This window comes from Pseudomonas capsici (assembly GCF_017165765.1).
Lineage (GTDB): Bacteria > Pseudomonadota > Gammaproteobacteria > Pseudomonadales > Pseudomonadaceae > Aquipseudomonas > Aquipseudomonas capsici.
Genome location: NZ_JAFGZD010000013.1, coordinates 84,607 through 107,469 on the forward strand (window position 1 = coordinate 84,607; position 22,863 = coordinate 107,469).

At 57.5% G+C, this 22,863-nt stretch carries 18 protein-coding genes; 4 read left to right on the plus strand and 14 right to left on the minus strand.

The window, feature by feature from the left end:
- Positions 1-54: 54 nt before the first annotated feature.
- From JSY17_RS17185 to JSY17_RS17205, 5 genes are all read right to left on the minus strand, one after another.
- Entirely contained in the window at positions 55-870 is an 816-nt protein-coding gene (locus tag JSY17_RS17185) for an OmpA family protein (RefSeq protein ID WP_117164254.1), read from the minus strand.
- Positions 867-1,220 carry a DUF4398 domain-containing protein gene (locus tag JSY17_RS17190; protein ID WP_117164317.1) on the minus strand — a complete coding sequence of 118 codons (354 nt, stop codon included), beginning with the start codon at positions 1,218-1,220 and terminating at the stop codon, positions 867-869. The genes JSY17_RS17185 and JSY17_RS17190 overlap by 4 nt, the downstream gene beginning before the upstream one ends.
- Positions 1,221-1,231: 11 nt before the next feature.
- Positions 1,232-2,062, minus strand: a complete 831-nt coding sequence (locus tag JSY17_RS17195) for a substrate-binding periplasmic protein (RefSeq protein ID WP_117182470.1) — start codon at positions 2,060-2,062, stop codon at positions 1,232-1,234.
- A 104-nt stretch (positions 2,063-2,166) separates the two neighbouring features.
- Positions 2,167-3,096 (minus strand): electron transfer flavoprotein subunit alpha/FixB family protein, encoded by a 930-nt coding sequence (locus JSY17_RS17200; protein ID WP_206402513.1) that lies wholly within the window; start codon positions 3,094-3,096, stop codon positions 2,167-2,169.
- On the minus strand, positions 3,097-3,846 hold the full coding sequence (locus tag JSY17_RS17205; protein ID WP_122371212.1) for an electron transfer flavoprotein subunit beta/FixA family protein: 750 nt from the start codon (positions 3,844-3,846) through the stop codon (positions 3,097-3,099).
- Positions 3,847-4,364: 518 nt separating this feature from the next.
- Between JSY17_RS17205 and JSY17_RS17210 the strand changes: the two genes are divergently transcribed.
- Positions 4,365-6,020, plus strand: a complete 1,656-nt coding sequence (locus JSY17_RS17210) for an electron transfer flavoprotein-ubiquinone oxidoreductase (protein ID WP_206402514.1) — start codon at positions 4,365-4,367, stop codon at positions 6,018-6,020.
- Between the two features lie 66 nt (positions 6,021-6,086).
- On the opposite strand, the gene JSY17_RS17215 is transcribed toward JSY17_RS17210, so the two are convergent.
- Positions 6,087-6,992 (minus strand): AraC family transcriptional regulator, encoded by a 906-nt coding sequence (locus JSY17_RS17215; RefSeq protein ID WP_206402515.1) that lies wholly within the window; start codon positions 6,990-6,992, stop codon positions 6,087-6,089.
- A gap of 177 nt (positions 6,993-7,169) precedes the next feature.
- Here JSY17_RS17215 and JSY17_RS17220 point away from each other — a divergent pair, with 177 nt between their 5' ends.
- Positions 7,170-8,222: an NAD(P)-dependent alcohol dehydrogenase gene (locus JSY17_RS17220; RefSeq protein WP_117182458.1), complete on the plus strand. Its 1,053-nt coding sequence runs from the start codon at positions 7,170-7,172 to the stop codon at positions 8,220-8,222.
- Positions 8,223-8,313: 91 nt separating this feature from the next.
- Here JSY17_RS17220 and JSY17_RS17225 read toward each other — a convergent pair whose 3' ends face one another.
- Positions 8,314-9,123: an IclR family transcriptional regulator gene (locus JSY17_RS17225; protein ID WP_117182456.1), complete on the minus strand. Its 810-nt coding sequence runs from the start codon at positions 9,121-9,123 to the stop codon at positions 8,314-8,316.
- A gap of 300 nt (positions 9,124-9,423) precedes the next feature.
- Between JSY17_RS17225 and JSY17_RS17230 the strand changes: the two genes are divergently transcribed.
- A complete protein-coding gene (locus tag JSY17_RS17230) occupies positions 9,424-14,298 on the plus strand; it encodes a PAS domain S-box protein (RefSeq protein ID WP_206402516.1) in 4,875 nt (1,624 codons plus the stop codon).
- Positions 14,295-15,233 (plus strand): diguanylate cyclase, encoded by a 939-nt coding sequence (locus JSY17_RS17235; RefSeq protein ID WP_206402517.1) that lies wholly within the window; start codon positions 14,295-14,297, stop codon positions 15,231-15,233. Before JSY17_RS17230 ends, JSY17_RS17235 begins: the two co-directional genes overlap by 4 nt.
- A gap of 57 nt (positions 15,234-15,290) precedes the next feature.
- Here the strand turns inward: JSY17_RS17235 and JSY17_RS17240 are convergent, their stop codons facing one another.
- From JSY17_RS17240 to JSY17_RS17270, 7 genes are all read right to left on the minus strand, one after another.
- Positions 15,291-16,601, minus strand: a complete 1,311-nt coding sequence (locus tag JSY17_RS17240; protein WP_117164238.1) for an MFS transporter — start codon at positions 16,599-16,601, stop codon at positions 15,291-15,293.
- 92 nt (positions 16,602-16,693) lie between these two features.
- Complete coding sequence (gene dgoD / locus JSY17_RS17245) at positions 16,694-17,842, minus strand: galactonate dehydratase (RefSeq protein WP_117186840.1); 1,149 nt, start codon at positions 17,840-17,842, stop codon at positions 16,694-16,696.
- Positions 17,843-17,890: 48 nt separating this feature from the next.
- Positions 17,891-18,517, minus strand: coding sequence for a 2-dehydro-3-deoxy-6-phosphogalactonate aldolase (locus JSY17_RS17250; RefSeq protein WP_206402518.1), 627 nt, complete (start codon positions 18,515-18,517; stop codon positions 17,891-17,893).
- 1 nt (position 18,518) lies between these two features.
- Positions 18,519-19,523: a 2-dehydro-3-deoxygalactonokinase gene (locus JSY17_RS17255; RefSeq protein WP_206402520.1), complete on the minus strand. Its 1,005-nt coding sequence runs from the start codon at positions 19,521-19,523 to the stop codon at positions 18,519-18,521.
- Between the two features lie 202 nt (positions 19,524-19,725).
- A complete protein-coding gene (asd, locus tag JSY17_RS17260) occupies positions 19,726-20,838 on the minus strand; it encodes an aspartate-semialdehyde dehydrogenase (RefSeq protein WP_117164234.1) in 1,113 nt (370 codons plus the stop codon).
- Between the two features lie 75 nt (positions 20,839-20,913).
- Entirely contained in the window at positions 20,914-21,996 is a 1,083-nt protein-coding gene (gene leuB, locus JSY17_RS17265; protein WP_095066920.1) for a 3-isopropylmalate dehydrogenase, read from the minus strand.
- A 68-nt stretch (positions 21,997-22,064) separates the two neighbouring features.
- Positions 22,065-22,829, minus strand: a complete 765-nt coding sequence (locus JSY17_RS17270; protein ID WP_117182443.1) for a class I SAM-dependent methyltransferase — start codon at positions 22,827-22,829, stop codon at positions 22,065-22,067.
- Between the last annotated feature and the right edge of the window lie 34 nt (positions 22,830-22,863).

The following is a 22,863-nucleotide window of genomic DNA, read 5'->3' on the forward strand; positions in this document are numbered from 1 at the left end:
GCCAAAAAAAGCCCGAGGCCGTTTCCGACGTCGGGCTTTTTTGGCAGATTTTTCTTAACGTGCAGCGCCTAGCTGACCCTTGTCGTCGGAAAAGACGATTTCCACCCGACGATTCTGTGCTCGCCCACGCTCGGAAGCGTTCACATCGACCGGATATTGCTGACCATAGCCCTCGACCTGGATGCGTTTGTCGTCCACCCCGAGATCGATCAGCACGTCGGCAACCGATTGCGCACGATCCCGGGACAGTTTCAGGTTTTCCTGCCGGTCCCCGGTACTGTCGGTATAGCCTTCAATCCTTACCGTGCGGCGAGGGTTGAGCAGCAGAAACTGTACGACCTTGAGCACCGTGCGATTGGCAGAGCTTTTCAGCTCGGCATGACCCGGATCGAACAGCACATCGCCCAGCGTCATGACCAGACCACGGTCCGTCTGGGTTGTCGCCAGGCTGAGGATCTGATCTTCCAGCCATTTGCCATGCTGCTGCGCGCTGGCCAGCTTGGCTTCGCGCAACGCCAGTTGCAGACGCTGACGCTCCATCTCCAGCCTGGCCAGTTGCTCCTGAGCCAGCAGCAGATTGCTGTGCTCGCGGGCAATCTCGCTGTATCGGGTACTCAGATAGGCGTAATGACTGACATCGGCACCGCTGCCCAGATAACTCGACAGGCGTTCCGCCCGCGCCAGCGACTCACCGGAACGAATCACGTCCTTGGGCGCACTGCGCAGTACATCCGGGTCTTCTTTCACTTTCTGGAAATCTGTACCGGCCTGACGCAGAGCCTGCTCACTGTCCTGATGACTGGCGCAACCAGACAGTCCTGCCAAACCCAGCAAAACACATCCACTCAATACACGGGCAGCACGGTTCATTGAGCCTCCCCCAACTGTTTGCGCAGACGATTGAGACGAACATTCAACTGATTGATCTGCTCCTGACTTTTCAGGGTCAACACCCGCGCCTCGGCCAGACGCGCATCAAGCTCGGCACGCTCGGCATTCATACGTGCATCCTTGTAGGATTTATCGGCCATATCGGCACGCGCCTGCTCAAATGCGGATTGCGCAGTGACCAGTTCGGGCTGCTCATCGGTAGCGCCGACAGCCTTGGCCTGCTCCAGAGCCTGCTCGGTCAGCTTGAACTGTTCGATCGGGGCCGGATCATTGGCACAACCGGCCAACGTGGCGATGGCCACGAATGCAATTAAAGGGCGAATACTCACAAAAAACATTCCTACTTGTTTGGGGCGCTGGTGCTGACAGGTTGCAGCAACTGGGCTTTCCACACGTCCAGATTGCGCTGGATGGCTTGACCTGCAAGGCCAGAAGCCGCCGATTCTGTCATCTTTTTCACCAGCTGTCCGCGCAACCATGGATCGTTGCAGGCCGAATTCATCGACAAAGCCAGGTACAGGCCCGGTTTATCAAGGGGCTCAGGCTCAGCGACCAGATCGGACGACAAGCCCAGCGTCTGCATCATGACCATGCCTGAATATCGTCCAGCCAGCACATATTCGACCTGCCCCAATGCCAGCTTCTGAAAGGCCAGGGTCAGATTGGGCAAGCGCTCCAGCGTCAGATGCTCCTTCACGGTCGCATCGAACGACTGGGTCAGACGGGTTCTTTCAGAGATAGCACCCGACCGCCCATGCAGGTCCGCCAGGGACTTGAAAGGCAAGGCATGATCGTGACGGGTCCAGACCAGGATTTCATTGTGCGTGACAGGCGGCTGGATATAGTCGAACGAATCCACCAGAGCCTGATTCAATGGTGCATCGATCAGGATATCCATGCGGCCGGTACGCACTTCCTCCAGCGCCTGGCTGCGCTTGCCCGCGTATAGAAACTCGACATCCAGCCCCAGAGAATCGGCCGCCTGCCTGAGCAGATCGGCATTGGCCCCCATCAAATGCCTTGGGTCCTGCGGATCGCGCCACAGGTAAGGCGGCGCATCCGGGCTGCCGGTAACGATCAGTCGCTCGCATTTGCCCGCCGCAGAAACAAGCGACGGCAACACAAGCAGCCCCAGAAGAAGCGAAGACACATACAACCTTGGCTGCCCCATGGATAATCCTTTTTCGACACAACAAAAAACCCGTTCACTCAGGCCACGCGCCCTGTCAGGGACAGGAGTGCACAGCCGGATTGAACGGGTTCTCGAAAGCCGGTTTAGACCAGCTTTTCCAGCTCAGGCACAGCTTCGAACAGATCCGCAACCAGACCGTAATCGGCTACCTGGAAGATCGGAGCCTCTTCGTCCTTGTTGATCGCCACGATCACTTTGGAGTCCTTCATACCGGCCAGATGCTGGATCGCGCCGGAAATACCCACCGCGATATACAGCTGAGGCGCAACGATCTTGCCGGTCTGTCCGACCTGCATGTCGTTGGGTACGAAACCGGCATCGACCGCAGCACGGGATGCGCCCACCGCAGCACCCAGTTTATCCGCCAGGGCGTACAGGTGCTTGAAGTTGTCGCCGTTCTGCATGCCGCGACCGCCGGAAACGACGATCTTGGCAGCGGTCAGTTCCGGACGATCGGACTTGGCCAGCTCTTCACCGACAAAGGACGATTTGCCAGCATCATGAGCAGCGGAAACCGCTTCGACCTCAGCCGAACCACCTTCTGCGGCTACCGGATCGAAACCGGTTGCACGAACGGTAATGACCTTGATCGACGCGCTCGATTGCACGGTGGCAATGGCGTTACCGGCGTAGATCGGACGCTTGAAGGTGTCAGCCGATTCGACCGAAACGATTTCGGAGATCTGGTCCACATCCAGTTGCGCTGCAACGCGGGGCAGAATGTTTTTACCGTTGGAAGTCGCGGCCGCCAGGATATGGCTGTAGCCGGTTGCCAACTCGACGACCAGCGGCGCAACGTTTTCCGGCAACTGATGCGCATAGGCAGCATTGTCGGCAACCAGCACTTTGGCAACGCCAGCGATTTTGGCAGCATCTGCGGCGACAGCACTGATGCCGGAACCGGCCACCAGGACATTGATATCGCCACCGATCTTCTGGGCAGCGGCAATGGTGTTCAGCGTGGCAGGCGCCACAGCTGCATTGTCATGTTCAGCGATAACCAGGATCGTCATTTAGATTACCTTCGCTTCGGTTTTCAGTTTTTCGACCAGTTCGGCCACCGACTTCACCTTGATACCGGCGCTACGTGCTGCCGGTGCTTCGACCTTCACTGTCTTGTTGGTCGAAACCGTGGAGACGCCCAGAGCATCCGGGGTCAGGGTTTCAAGCGGCTTTTTCTTGGCCTTCATGATGTTGGGCAGCGACGCATAGCGAGGCTCGTTCAGACGCAGATCCGTGGTCACGATAGCCGGCAGGCTCAGGGATACGGTTTGCAGACCGCCGTCGATTTCGCGAGTCACGGCAACCTTGTCGCCCGACACTTCGACCTTGGAAGCAAAGGTGCCTTGCGGGTAACCGCTCAGGGCAGCCAGCATCTGGCCAGTCTGATTGTTATCGCTGTCGATGGCCTGTTTGCCCAGGATCACCAGTTGTGGCTGCTCCTTGTCGACAACAGCCTTGAGCAGCTTGGCGACAGCCAGAGAAGTCAGGTCCTCGGCGGACTCGACCAGCACGGCACGGTCGGCACCCAGCGCCAGAGCGGTACGCAGTTGCTCCTGGGCTGTGGTCGGGCCGATGGTGACCACGACGATTTCGCTCGCAACGCCCTTTTCTTTCAGGCGGACAGCCTCTTCCACGGCAATTTCGCAGAAGGGGTTCATGGACATTTTGACGTTGGCAAGATCGACGCCGGAGTTGTCCGCCTTGACGCGAACCTTGACGTTGTAGTCGACCACTCGTTTGACAGCTACAAGAACCTTCATGGATTCCTCACTCTCCGGTGAAAAGAAAGTCGCCCGGCATGGCCAGACGATCGATAGGTGTGTCCTCAACAAGCAATCGTTCAGTGCAGGCATCGGGGCTGCTTATCAGAACAGCCGCCAAAAAACCGTATATAAGGCCAGATCACACCCATCAAGCGCCTCCAGGGTGTGTAAAATGCGCCGCGCGCGATGGCCGGACTGCCTGCACTACGCTCACCCGATACCTTTTCGGAGGTTTCATTGAACCTCGCTTCAGCCTACGGCGAGCGCAAAACCGCCCGTATCTTGACCGCAACGCCTTTTCCGGTCAATACGACAGATCGGCCAGTCCTGAGTCTCGCGTCTTTGATTTATCAGGCCTGCGGCCAATTCAAACAAACGTTTGTATTGGACCTGCAAAGTGGTGTAGATATAATGCGCTCCTTGAAAAAGACGGGCAGGCATCACATGCCTCCGCACGTCGGCCTGTACGCTTCATATAAAAAAATACCGTGAGCCTTGAGAGTAGGAGATAGCCTGTGGAACGCGAATACATGGAATTCGACGTCGTCATCGTCGGAGCCGGCCCTTCCGGGCTTTCTGCCGCGTGCCGCCTCAAACAGAAGGCAGCCGAAGCGGGCCAGGAACTCAGCGTCTGCGTGGTGGAAAAAGGCTCCGAAGTCGGCGCACACATTCTGTCCGGCGCGGTATTCGAACCTCGCGCCCTGAACGAGCTCTTCCCGAACTGGCAGGAACTTGGCGCGCCACTCAACACGCCGGTCAAGCGTGACGACATCTATATGCTGCGCAGCGCCGAAAAGTCCGTGAAAGTGCCAGACCTGTTCGTGCCCAAGACCATGCACAACCAGGGCAACTACATCATTTCCCTGGGTAACCTGTGTCGCTGGCTCGCCCAGCAGGCCGAAAACCTGGGTGTCGAGATCTATCCGGGCTTTGCTGCCCAGGAAGCCCTGATCGACGAAAACGGCGTGGTACGCGGGATCATCACCGGCGACCTGGGGGTTGATCGCGAAGGCAATCCGAAAGAAGGCCTGTACACCCCGGGTATGGAGTTGCGCGGCAAGTACACGCTGTTCGCCGAAGGCTGCCGTGGCCATATCGGCAAGCAACTGATCAAACGCTTCAATCTCGACAGCGAAGCCGATGCCCAGCATTACGGCATCGGCCTCAAGGAAATCTGGGAAGTCGATCCGGCGAAGCATGAACAAGGCCTGGTGGTGCATACCGCTGGCTGGCCGCTGGACGACGAGAACATGGGCGGTTCCTTCCTGTATCACCTGGAAAACAACCAGGTGGTGGTCGGCCTGATCGTCGATCTGTCCTACAGCAACCCATATCTGTCGCCTTTCGACGAATTCCAGCGTTACAAGCACCATCCGGTCATCAAGCAGTATCTGGAAGGCGGCAAACGCATCAGCTACGGTGCCCGTGCGATCTGCAAGGGCGGCCTGAACTCGCTGCCGAAAATGGTTTTTGCGGGCGGCGCACTGATCGGTTGCGATCTGGGTACCCTGAACTTCGCCAAGATCAAGGGCAGCCACACCGCCATGAAGTCCGGCATGCTCGCTGCCGAGTCGGTGGCCGACGCCCTGCTCGCTGGCAAGGAAGGCGGCGATGTGCTGAACACCTACGTCGACGCATTCAAGGCCAGCTGGCTGCATGAAGAGCTGTTCGCCAGCCGTAACTTCGGCGCGGCGCTGCACAAGTACGGCACGGTCATGGGCGGTGCCTTCAACTTCATCGACCAGAACATTTTCGGCGGCAAGATCCCGTTCACCCTGCACGACACCAAGCCGGACTACGCCTGCCTCAAGCTGGCAGCCGACTCGAAGAAGATCGACTACCCGAAACCCGACGGCAAGCTCAGCTTCGACAAGCTCAGCTCGGTCTTCCTCTCCAGCACCAACCATGAAGAGGAACAACCTTGCCACCTGAAGCTGGCCGATCCGAGCATTCCGATCACCAGCAACCTGCCCCTCTACGACGAACCTGCGCAGCGCTACTGCCCGGCCGGCGTCTATGAAGTGATTACTCAGGAAGATGGCGAGAAACGCTTCCAGATCAACGCCCAGAACTGCGTGCACTGCAAGACCTGCGACATCAAGGACCCTGCGCAGAACATCACCTGGGTGGCACCGGAAGGGGCTGGCGGGCCTACTTACCCGAATATGTAGGGAACAACAAGCGGCAAGTTTTAAGCTGCAAGCTGCAAGAGAAAGCCCCTTCGGGGGCTTTTTTGTTTAGGCGGGGATACGCAGATAGCTGCTTTCTTCTACGGGATTGCGCTCGAAGTAGCGTTTGTATTCGCGACTGAATTGAGACGTGCTCTGGTAGCCGACGCTGTGCGCGACCTGGGCCACGCCCATTCCCTGGGCAACCAGCATATGCTGGGCCTTGAGCAGGCGCAGGCGCTTGAGGTACTGCACTGGCGACAATAAGGTGCTGCGCTTGAAGTGCTCGTGGAAGGTCGAAGCGCTCATGTTTGCCTGTCGCGCCAGGATGTCGATATTCAATGGCTCGGCATAATGGCTGTGCAGATACGCCAGAGACGCTGCGACACGGGCGAAATGGCTCTGCTGCGCAACCAATGCCCGCAATACACCCGCCTGTGGACCGCGCAGTGCCGCATACAGCACTTCCCTCAGTCGTGATTGCCCCATGACATGACAATCCAGCGGATCATGCAGGCAGCGCAACAACCGCTCCACACTCTCGCGCATCGGGGCATCCAGCACCGCCGACGTCATGGACTCAGGCGTCTGCGCCTCGATGGCGTGATCGGGCACCGGCCCCATCAACTGCACCAACTCACCCAGCACTACCCGGTCAATCGCCACCGAGACGCCCAGCAACGGAGCCTCAGGCGTGGCAAAGGTTTCACACATGAAAGGCACGGAAAGCGCCTGCACCAGGTAATGTCCGGCACCGTAATCCAGCGTGCGCGCCCCCAGACTGGCCAGCTTGCCGCCCTGAGCGACGATCATCAGGCTCGGCTCATAAATCTGCGGGCTGCTGGCCACATACTCATAAGCCGAGACCACCTTGACCTCCGGCAGCAGCGTCGGCATGAAACCGGGGCGCGTGGCCAAGGGCTTTATCAGGGAAACGAGGGTGGCATTGGTATCGGCAGGATGAGGGAGTGACATGGAGCACCGGGTAGAGAATCAGACATGTGCATCATCGCAGATATCAGCCTTTCAGCCATCTCCGATAGCCATTTTTCGGAGGAATAGGCATGACTCGCGGAGGAATGCTCATAGCCCTCGACGCCCCGTACCAGGAAAATAGCCAGCACTATCCACCCTTGATCTGCGAGGAACAACATGTACACAGCCATCGGTTACGCCGCCCAGTCAGCCACCGCTCCCCTCGCCCCCATGACCTTTGAACGTCGCAGCCTGCGCGCCAACGACGTTGCCATCGAAATCCTCTACTGCGGCGTCTGCCACTCCGACATTCACCAGGCCCGCAACGAATGGGGTATTGCCGTCTACCCGCTGATGCCGGGCCACGAAATCGTCGGCAAGGTCACAGCTACCGGCCCGCAAGCAGGCAAATACAAAGTGGGCGATCTGGTGGGCGTCGGCTGCATGGTCGACTCCTGCCAACAGTGCTCGGCCTGTCAGGCAAATCTGGAGCAGTACTGCCTGGAAGGCCCGACCATGACCTACGCCACCCCTGACCGCGTGGACGGCAGCAACACCATGGGCGGCTATTCCAACAGCATTGTGGTGCGCGAGGAGTTCGTGGTCAGCATCCCGGAAAAACTCGACCTGGCGGCTGCAGCACCCATTCTCTGTGCCGGTATCACCACTTACTCGCCGCTCAAGCACTACGGCGTCAAGGCGGGCGACAAGGTCGGGATTCTCGGCATGGGCGGTCTGGGCCATATGGGTATCAAGTTCGCCAAGGCTATGGGCGCCGAAGTCACCCTCTTCACCCGCTCGGCATCAAAAGCCCAGGAAGCCCGTCGCCAGGGTGCGGATCATGTGATCGTCTCCACCGACGCCGAACAGATGAAAGCCGCCGCCGGTCGCTTCGACTTCCTGCTGGACACCATTCCGGTACAACACGACCTGAACCCCTACCTGGAAACCCTGAGCTTTGACGGCGTGCATATTCTGGTCGGCCTGATCGAGCCGGTAGAACCGCCCATCCACGCCGCCCATCTGGTCATGAAGCGTCGTGTGATTGCCGGTTCGCTGATCGGCGGGATCGCAGAAACCCAGGAGGTTCTGGACTTCTGCGCAGCAAACGACATTACCTGCGATATCGAAATGCTCGATATCCGCAATATCAACGAGGCCTACGAGCGCATGCTCGCGGGTGACGTGAAATACCGTTTCGTGATCGATATGGCGACTCTGAAAGCATAAATCGACATAAATCACTTTGTGGGAGGCAGCTTGCTGGCGAAAAGACCCAGCAAGCTGCCTCCCATAAGTTTTGTTTGTACCTTAAACACACTTACCCACCCAGCTCCGCCGAAAGCCTTGCCGCCGCTTCCTTGATGACCGGCACCAGATCGGCCATTTTCTCCAGCGGCATGTACGGCACGGTACTGGCAATACTGATCGCCGCAACAATCTGCTTGCCCGCATCGCGAACCGGTGCCGCCACGCAGCGAATCGATGGTTCGTTGTCCTCCAGATCGAACGCATAGCCTCCCTGCACATACTCTTGTCTGCGCTGACGTAGCTGCTCCCAGGTCTGCTGCTCGTGAGTCGGCCACTGCGGGTTCTTTCCGGCAACCGGCAGGCTGATTTCATACAGCCTTTGCCACTCCTGCTCCTGGCTATCCAACAGCAACGCCTTGCCAATGCCCGTACGTACCAACGGCATGCGGTGTCCTACCCGGGAACGCATCTCAGGACCATTGCGGCCAGGGTTCTTGTGCAGGTAAAGCACGTCGTCAGCGTCGCGAATCGCCAGATGCACAGTGTCGCCCGTCAGTTCCGACAATTCGTCCAGATAAGGCCGGGCCAGAATCGCCAATGGCACCTCTTCCCGAGCCTGGAAACCCAGCTCGATCAACTTGGGACCCAGCAGATAACCCACCTGAGGCAGCACCCGCAGATATCGCTCATCCACCAGGCAACTGACCAGGCGATGGGTCGTGCTGCGGGTGGTGCCGATCAGGCTGGAAATCGCTTTCAGGTCGCGGGCACCGCTGGCCACGGCCTGCACCACCGCCAGACCACGCAACAGGGTCTGAGTCCCGGTCGGCGCGGAGTCCTTGCCTGTATTGCTCACAGGCGAGTGTGGATCATTGTGCATATCAGCCCTTATAGATCGGAAAGCTGACGGCATTATCCCCATCAGCTCTCGTGCATGCCAGTCACCCGCCTTCGACACAGGCTGACAGTTTTCGCAACAAGACTGGCTTTCATTGGCCATGTGGTGCTTATCGCCGGGATAAAGGAGAAGACTCTCAGCTGAACGCCAGATTTTTCATACAAAGGAGAGGACAGGCGGCAGGATAAAAGAATGCGAACTATGCTCAAGGCAAAATGGAAAGCAGAAAGCCCCCATTACCGCAGAGTCGCATGACAGGTCATTCGCGAATGGACACGCCCAGTGGTCAAGAACCTGAGTATTCCCCGGCTGCGCCCTTCTCTCTACCTTACACTCGCAGTCGGCATCACCGTGTCGCTGCTGAGTGCCTGGGTGGTAGACATACAAAACAGAAAATACCTCCTCACACGCCTGAACAACGAAGCAGAAAACCTTGCACAAGCAACAGTGGAAAGAGTCGATCTCTACCAGTACGGACTTCGCGGGGTCCGGGGCGTAATCCTTACTGCCGGTGAAAACATAAGCCGCGATCTATTTTACCGCTACAGCCAGACCCGAGATATCAACAAGGAGTTTCCCGGTGCTCGCGGGTTCGGATTCATTCGCCGTGTGCCCGTCGAAGATCAGGCGTCCTTTCTGGCAAAAGCTCGAGCAGACGACAGACAAGACTTCAATATCAGAGAACTCTCGCCCAATACAGGCGAGCGATATGTCATTCAGTACATAGAGCCCGTTGATCGAAACTTATCCGCGATAGGACTGGACATAGCATCGCAAGACACTCGCCGCCAGGCTGCCCTGAGCGCGATGAAAACAGGAAATACAACCCTCAGTGGCCCCATTACTCTGGTTCAGGAGTCAGGAAAACCACAGCAATCGTTTCTGATACTTCTTCCCATCTATGAAGAAGGTCAAACACCAGAGGGTGAAAAAAACCGCGAAAGGCATTGCATAGGCTGGAGTTATGCCCCGCTCCTCATGTCCGAAGTATTGGCCGGACTGACCATCGACCCACAAAAACTGGCCATTACTCTCAATGACATCACCGAGAGTAATGACTCATCGCCCTTTTACACGACCGACAACCTCACCCATGAAACACCCGACGAGATCGAAGTCGAGAAAACAATCCAGCTATATGGCCGCACCTGGAAACTGACTACCGCTGCTCACCCTGCCTTTGCCAGCAGTCTGAACCTGACTTCACCGCGCTCGGTCATGGTGAGCGGGCTGTTGATCAGCGCCTTGCTGGCATTGTTAGTCAGCCTGATGGAAACGGCATCCATCAGGCGCAGACAGTTTTCCAATCAGCAGGCACGGATAAGCGCCATCGTTGAAAGTTCGACCGATGCAATTATCGGCAAGGATCTTCAAGGAAGGGTTACAAGCTGGAATCATGGTGCAGAAATCATGTTCGGCTACTCCTCCAGGGAGGCCATAGGTAAAACCATCCGGGAACTGGTAACGCCGGACACACTTGCTCAGGAAGAAACGGAAATATTATCCAGAATATCGGGGGGTGATCGCTTTACCAATCACCACACCATACGACGACATAAAGACGGTCACCTCATTGATGTATCCGTCAGCGTATCCCCCATATTTGCTCCCGATGGCTCAGTAGCTGGTGCCTCCAAAACCGTACGAAACATTTCCGGGCAGAAAGCTGCCGAAGCCAGGATTCATGAACTGAATGCCGATCTGGAGCGCCAGGTATCCGAGCGGACCATCGAACTGGAAAATCTCAATGTGCTGCTGGGCAGTATTCTTGAATCGGCTTCGGAAATATCGGTTGTCGTCACCGACACACAAGGCATCGTAAAAATCTTCAATCACGGTGCCCAGAACATGCTGGGTTATAGCGCAGATGAAGTCGTCGATCGCATGACTCCTGGCCTTTTCCATCTGGAATCGGAGGTGCTCGAAAGGCAAGCCGAACTGTCCGCTCAATTTCACAAACCCATCGAAGGCATTCGAACCTTTGTTGAGGTTGCAGAACAGCAAGGGTCGGAGACCCGCGAATGGACTTATGTACGCAAGGATGCATCCCACATTACCGTTTCATTATCGGTCACGGTGGTTCGCAATCTTGACGGCACCATTGCCGGTTATCTGGGCATTGCCACAGATATCACTTCACGCAAAGCCTTTGAAAAGGAACTGGCCAGCAGTCTGGCAACCACTCGTGCCATTCTCGCCACCGCAGTCAACCCGGTCATCACCCTGGATGGCGAGGGTATGTTGAAAACCTACAACCCTGCGGCCGAACGTGCATTCGGATATGGCGGTAACGAACTGGAAGCTATCCATGCAATCGACTTGATGCCCAAGCTGTTTGAGGAACAGGGCCCCGCTTCTACCAGTGAGTTTCTCAGTCGGCTATGTATCGAAAACTACAACTCCGGTCAGGAAGTTGAAGTATTGAGAAAGGATGGCAGTTCATACCCGGCGCAAATGAGCCTGGGGATCATGGACTCATCCGAAGAACCCATGTTCGTGGCAATCGTAGCGGACCTTACCGAACAACGACGACAGCGCGACGAAATCCTCGCAGCTCACGACCATACGACACTGGCGGCAGAAGTTGCCAATCTGGGGATCTGGAACTGGGATCTGGTCAAGGCGCACCTTGAATTCAACGACCAGATGTACAAGCTCTATGCGCTGCCACATGACCTGCAGAACGGCGCGCTGAAATATGAGCACTGGAGAAACCGAGTCCACCCCGACGATATCGAAGAAACCGAACGCAAACTCAATAACGCCATACTGGGTATCGGCGTCTACGACCCGATATTCCGTGCCCTTCTACCCAATGGCGAAATTCGTTTCATCCAGGCCGCAGCGCGTGTTCATTACGATGCCACAGGCACGGCAACGCGCATAACCGGCATCAATCTCGACATAACCGAAGAGCGAAGGCTTCAAACCTCGCTGCGCGAAGCCAAGGATCTGGCAGACGCCGCAAGCGCGGCCAAGTCATCGTTCCTGGCCAATATGAGCCATGAAATCCGCACCCCCATGAATGCCGTGCTGGGCATGCTGCATCTGGTCAAGCAGACCGATCTCAATGTGCGCCAGCACGATTACGTCAGCAAAGCCCATTCGGCGGCAACATCATTATTGGGCCTGCTCAACGACATCCTGGATTACTCCAAGGTCGAGAGCGGAAAACTGATTCTGGATATCCATGCCTTTGAAGTGGATTCGCTGTTGCAGGAACTCTCGACCGTGCTGTCCGGCAATCAGGATGGCAAGGATGTCGAGGTCCTTTATGACCTGGATTACAACATTCCGGGCGTCCTGATCGGAGACCGGATGAGACTGCAGCAGATTCTCATCAATCTTGCAGGCAATGCGTTGAAGTTCACCCATCAGGGTCAGGTAACCATCGGTATCAAAGAGGTGCTCAGAAAACCTGAAAGCATTCGCTTGTGCATCTCGGTCAAGGACACAGGGATCGGTATAAGCGAGGCACAGCAAAAGATTATCTTTGATGGCTTTACACAAGCAGAAGCCTCTATTTCTCGCAGGTTCGGAGGTACAGGGCTTGGGCTGGTCATTTCAAGACGCCTGGTCGAATTGATGGGAGGAAAATTGCAGGTCGACAGCACGCTGGGACAAGGAAGCTGTTTCTGGTTCGAGATTGAACTGGTGATTGACAGCAATAACTCCCTGATAGATCTGTGCGGCCCCCTCAAGGAAACCCTGAATATTCTGATCGTGGACGACAATCAGGAATCTGCTGTTTCATTGACCCAGATGATTACCGCACTTGGGTGGCAAGCCGATTGTGTCAACAGCGGAAGCAAGGCTGTGGCGCAAGTACGCAATGCCCAATCAAAGAACAGGCATTACGACATTGTGCTGATGGACTGGCAAATGCCGGAACTTGACGGGCTGGAAACCGCACAGATCATTCAAGGCATGACGGATAAGCCCCGAATCATAATGATTACGGCCTTCGGTCGCGAAGTATTGGCCCAGGAACAGAATAATCTGACGTCTGTTTTTTCTGATGTTCTGACGAAACCCGTCACCCCCTCCCAACTGTCAGGGGCCATCACCCGGTCACTCGGAACCTCTGCAGCAAACCCGCCTCCCGCCAGCGACAGAAAGAAAAAGAACAAGAGGCTCGAAGGCGTCCGTGTACTGGTGGTGGAAGACAACTTTCTGAATCGCCAGGTCGCCTCCGAATTGCTCGCTGCCGAGGGCGCTATCGTCGCAATGGCAGAAGGTGGACTGGAAGGCGTTCAAGCTGTATTGCAGTCCAGACATCCTTTTGATGCAGTCCTGATGGATATGCAAATGCCTGACATCGACGGGCTGGAAGCAACCCGCAGAATCCGCGAAGACCAGAGATTTACCACACTCCCCATTCTGGCGATGACCGCCAATGTAACCCGTGACGATCAAGTGGCATGCCTGAAAGCCGGCATGAATGACCATATAGCCAAGCCCATAGATAACGAGCGTCTGGTTTCATGCCTGCTGAGCCATATTTCGGGCGTTGCCCCGCCCCTTCGTGACGAGCCCGTGTCTGCTCGCTCATCCGGCTCGGCCGTGGAGGAGAAAGAACATATTCTGGCGCGATTCGGTAATAACACCTCACTTATCAGGCAGGTTCTGAGCAGTTTCCTGACCAACACGGAAACTCAATTAACGGCTCTGGAAACAGCACTGGCCGACCAGAACCGCCCTTCTATCCTTAACCTTCTGCACACGCTCAAGGGCAGCGCATCGACCATGGGAGCAAAATCGCTTTCCGAACTGGCAGCTTCATCGGAAAAACTATTGAAATCCGGCCCGCCAGACGATGCAGTCCATGGGATATCGCAAATCGATATCCCGACATTTCGTAAAGCACTTCACGAAAACGAACAGGCCCTGCAAGCCATGTTCCACGAAACAGAAAGTCGTCCTGCCGCCCTTGTTGCGACATCGGATACCGAAGGCTGGGAAACCCGGCTGAAAACACTCAGGGAATTACTCTGCGCTGGAAACCTCGACGTCCTTGAGCAGGCCGATACGCTTACCCGGGGAATTCCCTATATGGACAAGTCTCAACTTCAGTTGCTGCTTCAACGAATAAACGAGCTCGACTTTCGCTCAGCGCTGAACATTCTCGATGACCACAGCCGGAAACCGGAAGAATGAATTTCACTCATGACGTGTGGGGGCCCGGGATCACTGCCAGGCCCAAGATTCTTATTGTCGATGACCAGGCAAGCAACATTCTGATTCTCAGAGAAATATTTCGAGAGTCCTGCGACATCATCATGGCGACCGACGGGCAGCAAGCGCTGATGTTGTCTGCAACTCAACTTCCTGACCTCGTATTGCTGGATGTCGTCATGGAAGGGACCGATGGACATGAAGTCTGTCGCCAGATGAAAGACTCGCCACTGACGCAACACATCCCCATCATTTTCGTAACAGCCAACAGAGATGAACTCGATGAAGTCAAGGGCTTCGAATTAGGGGCCGTAGACTTTATAACCAAACCCATCAATCCAACGATCGTCAGAGCCCGAGTCATTACTCACCTGACCCTCAAGCTGCAAAGCGACCTGCTCAGGCGCAGCGCATTTACCGATGGCCTGACGGGGGTTTCCAACAGAAGAAAGTTTGATGAAATGCTCGAACAATGCTGGCGTCAGAGTGACCGTAACGGCACTCCCCTGTCCCTTATAATGATCGATGTCGACTACTTCAAACTTTACAACGACCGGTACGGCCATCAGGCAGGCGACCAGTGCCTGAAATCCATTGCTCAATCCTTGTCCGGGCTGATCCGGCGTCCTTTCGATCTGCTGGCACGTTATGGAGGAGAAGAGTTCGTCTGCATCCTGCCCCATACGGATATTTCAGGGGCCGTCAATGTAGCCGAAACCATGAAAGACGCTGTAGATGCCTTGGAGATGGAACACCTGGGTTCCGATATCGGCCAGAAGGTCACCATTTCCCTCGGGGTTGCCAGCACTGTTGCGACGCCCACTGGCACACAGGATGCCTTTTTGCGGGAAGCAGACAATCAGTTGTACATGGCCAAGAAGTCCGGCCGTCATCAGGTGGCAGCCGCCGGGCTCTGAAGCCACCGGAACAGCCCCGAGAAAAGCTGGCAGTGCCAGCCTTTCCGCAGGCCGTTATCACAACTCGATGCGTTCCACCTTGCCCACCAGCAGGATGTAGGACAGCGCGCCAATCAGCGCCAGCACAGCGATGTAGGTGATGGCAGGCGCAAAGGAATCACCCGACGCCAGAAAGCCGATCACGATCGGTGTGGCAATCGCCGCCAGGTTACCGATGAAATTGAAGGTGCCACCGGTCAGCCCCAGCAGACGTGCCGGAGCCAGCGTCGAAACCAGCGACCAGGTGATCGACGCCAGACCATTGCCGAAGAACGCCAGCGCCAGGAACGCAATCACCAGCGGCGTGGAGTCCACGTAGTTGGCACCGATGATCGAGGTGGAAATCAGCAGACCGGCAATGATCGGCAACTTGCGCGCCAGACCCACACTATGGCCGCGCCGGATCAGCCAGTCCGAGAAAAACCCCGAGCAGAGTACGCCGACAAAAGCCGCCAGAAACGGCAAGGACGCCAGCAGTCCGGACTTGATGAAATCCATACCGCGATACTTGACCAGATAGGTGGGGAACCAGGTCAGGAAGAACCAGAGGGTCGAATTGAGGCAGAACTGCCCCAGATAAATGCCCCACAGCTTGCGCTGACTCAGCACCACACCCAGATCCTGCCAACTGAAGCCACGCTTCTGCTTTTCGGTATCGACCTGGATATCCACCAGACCTCCGCCTTCGCGGATCAGGTCGATCTCTTCCTTGTTGATGCCTTTGAAATCACGCGGCTCGCGATACACCGCATACCAGATCACGGCCCAGAGTATGCCGACACCACCGGTGACGACAAACACCATATGCCAGCCGTAATGGGCTTGCAGCCAGGCCAGGACCGGAGTCAGGAACGCCAGGCCGACAAACTGCCCCGACGTATAGAAACCGATGGCCGTGGCCCGCTCGCGCTCGGGAAACCAGGAGGTGACCACGCGACTGTTGATCGGGTAGGCAGGCGCTTCCAGCGCACCGACGGCCATGCGCAGCACGAACAGCGCAATGAAACTCGCGGCAAAGCCCAGCATGACGGTCGCAATCGACCATAGCAGCAGCGCGGCGGTGTAAAGAATACGCGGCGGAACACGATCCACCAGCCAGCCGCCGGGGAGCTGCATGGCCGCATAAGTCCAGCCGAAAGCCGAGAAAATCAGACCGACATGCACCGGGTCGATACCCAGTTCGCTGGTCAGAGCCGGCGCAGCGATGGACAGGTTGCTGCGGTCCAGATAATTGATCACCACCGTGATGAACAGCAGCACCATGATGAAGAAACGCTTGCGAGTAGGCGTGACTAAAGATGCCGCCCCTTCGAGAGTGCGGGTTTGCATGAAGATTGCCCCTTGTTGGATTTATGTGAGGACTGCGTTCTGCAATGCCTGATCGTGCAGCGCCAGAGGCTGCACGATCCTTCAGATCGCCATCACCATTCGGCAAAGCTGCCGTCGGCATGGCGCCAGATCGGGTTGCGCCAGCGGTGGCCGATGGCAGCACGCTCCTTGACGTACTCTTCATTGATCTCGATGCCCAGGCCCGGTCCGTTGGGGATCTTCACCATGCCCTTGTCGTAGTCGAACACCTCGGGGTGCTTCACATAGTCCAGCAGGTCGTTGCTCTCGTTGTAGTGAATGCCCAGGCTCTGCTCTTGAATGAAGGCGTTGTAGCAGGCTGCATCCAGCTGCAGGCAGGCCGCCAGCGCAATCGGCCCCAGCGGGCAATGCAGCGCCAGCGCCACGTCGTAGGCTTCGGCCATATTGGCGATCTTGCGGGTTTCGGTGATGCCACCGGCATGCGAGGCATCCGGCTGGATGATATCGACATAGCCTTCGCTCAGAACCCGCTTGAAGTCCCAACGCGAGAACAGCCGCTCACCCAGGGCAATGGGCGTGCTGGTCAGGGGTGCCAGTTCCTTGAGCGCCTCGTAGTTCTCGCTGAGGACCGGCTCTTCGATAAACATCAGCTTGAAGGGGTCCAGTTCCTTCATCAGCACCTTGGCCATGGGCTTGTGGACCCGGCCATGAAAGTCCACGCCAATGCCGACATTCGGCCCGACTGCGTCGCGTACCGCAGCCACGTTGGCCAGCGCCAGATCGACCTTGTCGAAGGTGTCGAGAAACTGCAGCTCTTCGGTGCCGTTCATTTTCACGGCGGTAAAGCCACGCCCCACTGCTTCCTTGGCAGCACGAGCGGTATCGGCGGGCCGATCGCCGCCGATCCAGGAATACACGCGGATCTTGTCCCGTACCTGACCACCCAGCAGATCGCTGACCGAAACGCCCAGGGCCTTGCCCTTGATATCCCACAGCGCCTGGTCGATACCGGCCAGCGCACTCATGTGCACCGCGCCACCACGATAGAAACCGCCGCGGTACAGCACCGTCCAGATATCCTCGATATTGCGCGGGTCCTTGCCGATCAGATAATCGGAAAGCTCCTCCACCGCTGCGGCGACAGTATGGGCGCGACCTTCGACAACCGGCTCGCCCCAGCCGACGACGCCGTCATCGGTTTCGACTTTCAGAAAGCACCAGCGTGGCGGAACGATAAAGGTCGTGAGCTTGGTGATTTTCATGTGTGCAATTTCTCTTATAGGTATGGGAAGAAGCGCTGGGTGCGCCGGTCAGTTGGAAGTCAGTTCACGCCAGGCGCTGACATAAGCCTTGGCGCGCTGCTCGACATCCGCCACGCTCATGCCTGGCTTGAACAGCCCGGAACCCAAGCCAAAGCCTTTGACGCCGGCATCGAGGAAGTCCTTCATGTTCTGCGGCGTGATACCGCCCACCGGCAGCAGCACCGTGCCCGCTGGCAGCACCGCCAGCCAGGCCTTTACCACCGCTGGGGACATCTGCTCGGCAGGAAACAGCTTGAGCACATCGGCACCTTCGGCCAGGGCGTCAAAGGCTTCGGTGGGCGTGGCGACGCCCGGCGACAGAAACAATCCGGCCGCCTTGGCCGCGCGCAGGACCTTGGGGTCACTGTGCGGCATGACAATGACCTGACCGCCCGCCTCCTTGACCTGAACGACCTGCTCCGCGGTCAGCACGGTTCCCGCACCGACCAGACAGTCGGCAGGCAGGTACTGACGCAGCAGGGTGATGCTGTCATAGGGCTGCGGCGAGTTGAGGGGCACCTCGATCACCCGGAAACCGGCCTGATACAAGACCTCTCCAATGGCTGGCGCTTCTTCGGGACGCAGGCCGCGCAGAATCGCGACCAGTCCGTTTTCCTGCAGAGCTTGTTTGAGCATTTCACACCTCATGGGAATCTGTTGAAGACCCGGACGCGATCAGGTCAGCCTGAACGGCCACTTGCCACAGGCCCCGCTCGGTCGCCTGGGCGGCCGTCGTCACCTGCTCGAAACCGCACGCCGCAAGGCCACGTGTGTAACGCGCACAAAGCGACTCGCTACCGATCAGAATGACGGCAGGCAGTTGCTTGAACGTTTCTTGCTGGATTCGTGTCAGGGCTTCCAGTTCATGGCCGATGAGCAGACCGGACAGATAGTCAGGCTGGGCGCTGGCATCGAGCTGGCCGGTCAACCCCAGGGTTCGGGAACTGAAAATGGTCGAGAGCAGACCGGATGCCCCCTCATGCGACAGAGCGATGGACAGCCCGCAGTCGAATGCACTGGTATCGAAGGTTTCGCCCGGGCGCATGGTGCGACCGAGAATGGTATGGCCGCACAAGGCGGCGTACACCTCGCCGGTCATGAAGGTATCGAAATGGACAATGCAGCCTTCCACCACATGCACCCATTTGGAGTGGCTGCCGGGAAGACCGATCAACAGTGGCCGGCAGGTCGCCGCCTCGTCGAGCGAAGCCAGTACACCGAGCACCTGGGTTTCTTCGCCGCGCATCACATTGGGCAGCGTTGAGCGCTGCAAGACGCCGGGAATGATATGGATATCAACACCCCGCAGACTGCGCACGCTCTGCAGGGCTGCGCTCAACTCACTGACGCTGGCCGGGGTTTCCCGGTATACGGCTTCGCGCCAGCCCTGGGCACTGCCCACCATGCCACAGGCAATCACCGGCAGATCCGGTTGTGCATCGAGCCAGTCGCCACAGGCCTGATCGAAAGCCAGCTCAAAGCCATCGCTACACAATGCGCCCGCAATCAGCCGCGGCGTATCCGGCAACTGCATGATGCCTGCGCTCAAGGAGCGCTGTTCCAGGACCTGACCGTGTTCGCCAAGTCGATAAGCACGAAGTGAGGTTGTTCCCCAATCGAGCGCGATCAATTGCGCTGCCATCGCTTCACCTGTTGTTTTTTTAAAAGTGAGTGCGAGGCGGACTATAAACCCTGCCCGAATAAAATCTCAATATATAAATTACAATCCCATATTATGGGATTTTATTTTCAATCTTCGAGAGTTACCCAAACCCTCAACCCAATAAAAAACCCGCGACCTTTGCAGGACGCGGGTTTTCATGTTGCCAGGCCCAGGCCGGGTATCAACGCTCCAGCAGGATCCGCAGCATGCGACGCAACGGCTCGGCCGCACCCCACAGCAACTGGTCGCCTACAGTGAAAGCGCCCAGGTATTGCGAACCCATGTTCAGCTTGCGCAGACGCCCCACCGGAACGCTCATGGTGCCGGTTACAGCGGTCGGGCTCAGTTCCTGGATGCTGGCTTCACGATGGTTCGGGACCAGCTTGACCCATGGGTTGTGCTGACTGATCAAACCTTCGATGTCCGCAATTGGCACATCCTTGTTCAGTTTGATGGTCAGTGCCTGGCTGTGGCAGCGCATGGCACCGATCCGAACGCAGATGCCGTCCACCGGAATCGGGCTCTTGAAGCGACCCAGAATCTTGTTGGTCTCGGCCTGGCCTTTCCACTCTTCACGGCTCTGACCGTTCGGCAATTCCTTGTCGATCCAGGGGATCAGGCTGCCAGCCAGTGGCACACCGAAGTTCTCGGTCGGGAAGGCTTCGCCGCGCATGGCTTCAGCGACCTTGCGGTCGATGTCGAGGATGGCGCTGGCCGGGTTGGCCAGGTCATCGGCGACCGACGAATGGACAGTGCCCATCTGCTTGATCAGCTCACGCATGTTCTGCGCGCCGGCACCGGATGCCGCCTGATAGGTCATGGCGTTCATCCATTCCACCAGACCGGCCTCGAACAGACCGCCCAGGCCCATCAGCATCAGGCTGACGGTGCAGTTGCCGCCGATGTAGTTCTTGGTGCCCGCGTCCAGTTGCTGGTCGATGACCTTGCGGTTCACAGGGTCCAGCACGATCACGGCATCGTCCTGCATGCGCAGGCTGGAGGCCGCGTCGATCCAGTAACCCTGCCAGCCGGCTTCGCGCAGCTTGGGGAACACCTCGTTGGTGTAGTCGCCGCCCTGGCAGGTCAGAACCACGTCGAGAGTTTTCAGTTCTTCGATGCTGTAGGCATCCTTCAGAGGCGCAACATCCTTGCCTACCGACGGAGCCTGGCCACCGACATTGGAGGTAGTGAAGAACACGGGCTCAATGAGATCGAAGTCCTGCTCTTCCCGCATCCGTTGCATGAGCACGGAACCCACCATGCCACGCCAACCGATCAGACCTACACGTTTCATCGCAACTACACCTTGAATAAAAGTGGGACCGCTGCCGCACATGTGTCATGCACAGCGAGCAGCGGGCCAGAGAGATTACAGATTCCGCAGCGCGGCGACTACTGCGTCGCCCATTTCCTGCGTACCGACTTTCACATTACCGGCCGACCAGATGTCACCGGTACGCAAGCCCTGATCCAGAACCAGACTGACAGCCTGTTCAATGGCATCAGCGGCAGCGGTCAGGTTGAAGCTGTAACGCAACATCATCGATACCGACAGGATGGTCGCCAACGGGTTGGCAATGCCCTGACCGGCAATATCCGGTGCCGAACCGTGGCAAGGCTCGTACATGCCCTTGTTGTGGGCATCCAGCGAGGCCGACGGCAGCATGCCGATGGAACCGGTCAGCATCGAAGCTTCGTCGGAAAGAATATCGCCGAACATGTTGTCGGTCACTATCACGTCGAACTGCTTGGGCGCACGTACCAGTTGCATGGCGGCGTTGTCGACGTACATGTGGCTCAGTTCGACTTCAGGGTAGTCCTTGGCAACCTGCTCCACCACTTCGCGCCACAATTGGCTGGAAGCCAGTACGTTGGCCTTGTCCACCGAACACAGCTTCTTGCCGCGCACCATGGCCATGTCGAAACCAACCCGCGCAATACGGCGAATCTCGCTCTCGCTGTAAGGCAGGGTGTCGTAGGACTGACGCTCGCCGTTTTCCAGCTCGCGGGTGCCACGTGGCGCGCCGAAGTAGATGCCGCCGGTCAGTTCACGAACGATGAGGATGTCCAGGCCTGCAACGATTTCCGGCTTCAGGCTCGAAGCATCGGCCAGTTGCGGGTAAAGAATCGCCGGACGCAGGTTGCCGAACAGGCCCAGTTGCGAACGAATCTTCAGCAGACCGCGCTCGGGACGAATGTCACGCTCGATCGTGTCCCACTTCGGGCCACCCACGGCACCCAGCAACACTGCATCGGCAGCGCGGGCACGGTCCAGGGTCTCGTCGGCCAGCGGCACGCCATGCTTGTCGATGGCGGCACCGCCGATCACATCGTGGGTCAGCTCGAAGCCCAGTTGATACTTCTCATTGGCCACTTCCAGCACCTTGACCGCTTCGGTCATGATTTCCGGACCAATGCCATCACCTGGGAGAATCAGAATCTGCTTGCTCATAACATCCTCAATTTTGTGCATCGGTGCCTCGAACAGCACCTGTCTATAACGCTTGATACGGCAAAAACCTATCGCTGCGCCCAGAGCACCAGTACATCGGTGCTGAACGAGCCATCGTCGGCAATCTCGAAATACTCGCGAACCTCGGCACCCATGGCTTGCTGCAAGTCACGAATCGCAACACGCAACGACTGCGGTGTACGCATGCGCTCGACCCATGAGGTGTACTCCAGATGCAGGCGCTGACGCGCATGACTGCGCGTGAACAAACCGGCATCGCTGACATGATGTAACCACTCGGCAGCCGAGTAATCCCGCACATGGCTGGTGTCACGCAACACTTCCACCGTTTGCAGGTAGGTATCCAGCAACGGACTGCCCGGTGACATGACATCGATGAAAGCAGCCACGCCACCCGGCTTCAGAACCCGTCGCACTTCACGCAGGGCCAGCGCCAGATCGCTCCAGTGATGGGCCGAGTAGCGGCTGAACACGAAGTCGAACTCGCCATCCTGGAAAGGCAGATGCTCGGCCGCACCACGAACGGTGCGAATGTTGTCCAACCCTTTCTCGGCAGCGGCAGCACTTACCACGTCCAGCATCTGCTGCGAGAGGTCGTAAGCTACCACTTCGCCAACCGCCGGGGCGACATTAAAACTCACGTGTCCCCCTCCACACCCCAGATCCAGCACCCGCGCCTCGCCATGCCCGGCCACTTCGGCCTGCAATAGCGCGAACTCGGCACCTTGAGCATGCACGGCGCTGTTCAGATAGGCAGAAGCCTGTTCACCGAACTGGCGTTGTACGACTTGAGTGTGGGCAGAGCGGGTCATGTCGGTTTCCTTGCCTGGCAGGTGTTCGAGAATG

Bases quoted from the DNA above. Each gene is read 5' to 3' on its own strand.
- JSY17_RS17200 (WP_206402513.1), bottom strand. From the start codon at position 3,096: ATGACGATCCTGGTTATCGCTGAACATGACAATGCAGCTGTGGCGCCT.
- dgoD (WP_117186840.1), bottom strand. From the start codon at position 17,842: ATGAAAATCACCAAGCTCACGACCTTTATCGTTCCGCCACGCTGGTGC.
- JSY17_RS17240 (WP_117164238.1), bottom strand. From the start codon at position 16,601: ATGCAAACCCGCACTCTCGAAGGGGCGGCATCTTTAGTCACGCCTACT.
- JSY17_RS17270 (WP_117182443.1), bottom strand. From the start codon at position 22,829: ATGACCCGCTCTGCCCACACTCAAGTCGTACAACGCCAGTTCGGTGAA.
- JSY17_RS17225 (WP_117182456.1), bottom strand. From the start codon at position 9,123: ATGCACAATGATCCACACTCGCCTGTGAGCAATACAGGCAAGGACTCC.
- leuB (WP_095066920.1), bottom strand. From the start codon at position 21,996: ATGAGCAAGCAGATTCTGATTCTCCCAGGTGATGGCATTGGTCCGGAA.
- JSY17_RS17195 (WP_117182470.1), bottom strand. From the start codon at position 2,062: ATGGGGCAGCCAAGGTTGTATGTGTCTTCGCTTCTTCTGGGGCTGCTT.
- JSY17_RS17215 (WP_206402515.1), bottom strand. From the start codon at position 6,992: ATGTCACTCCCTCATCCTGCCGATACCAATGCCACCCTCGTTTCCCTG.
- asd (WP_117164234.1), bottom strand. From the start codon at position 20,838: ATGAAACGTGTAGGTCTGATCGGTTGGCGTGGCATGGTGGGTTCCGTG.
- JSY17_RS17205 (WP_122371212.1), bottom strand. From the start codon at position 3,846: ATGAAGGTTCTTGTAGCTGTCAAACGAGTGGTCGACTACAACGTCAAG.
- JSY17_RS17235 (WP_206402517.1), top strand. From the start codon at position 14,295: ATGAATTTCACTCATGACGTGTGGGGGCCCGGGATCACTGCCAGGCCC.
- JSY17_RS17250 (WP_206402518.1), bottom strand. From the start codon at position 18,517: ATGCTCAAACAAGCTCTGCAGGAAAACGGACTGGTCGCGATTCTGCGC.
- JSY17_RS17255 (WP_206402520.1), bottom strand. From the start codon at position 19,523: ATGGCAGCGCAATTGATCGCGCTCGATTGGGGAACAACCTCACTTCGT.
- JSY17_RS17220 (WP_117182458.1), top strand. From the start codon at position 7,170: ATGTACACAGCCATCGGTTACGCCGCCCAGTCAGCCACCGCTCCCCTC.
- JSY17_RS17185 (WP_117164254.1), bottom strand. From the start codon at position 870: ATGAACCGTGCTGCCCGTGTATTGAGTGGATGTGTTTTGCTGGGTTTG.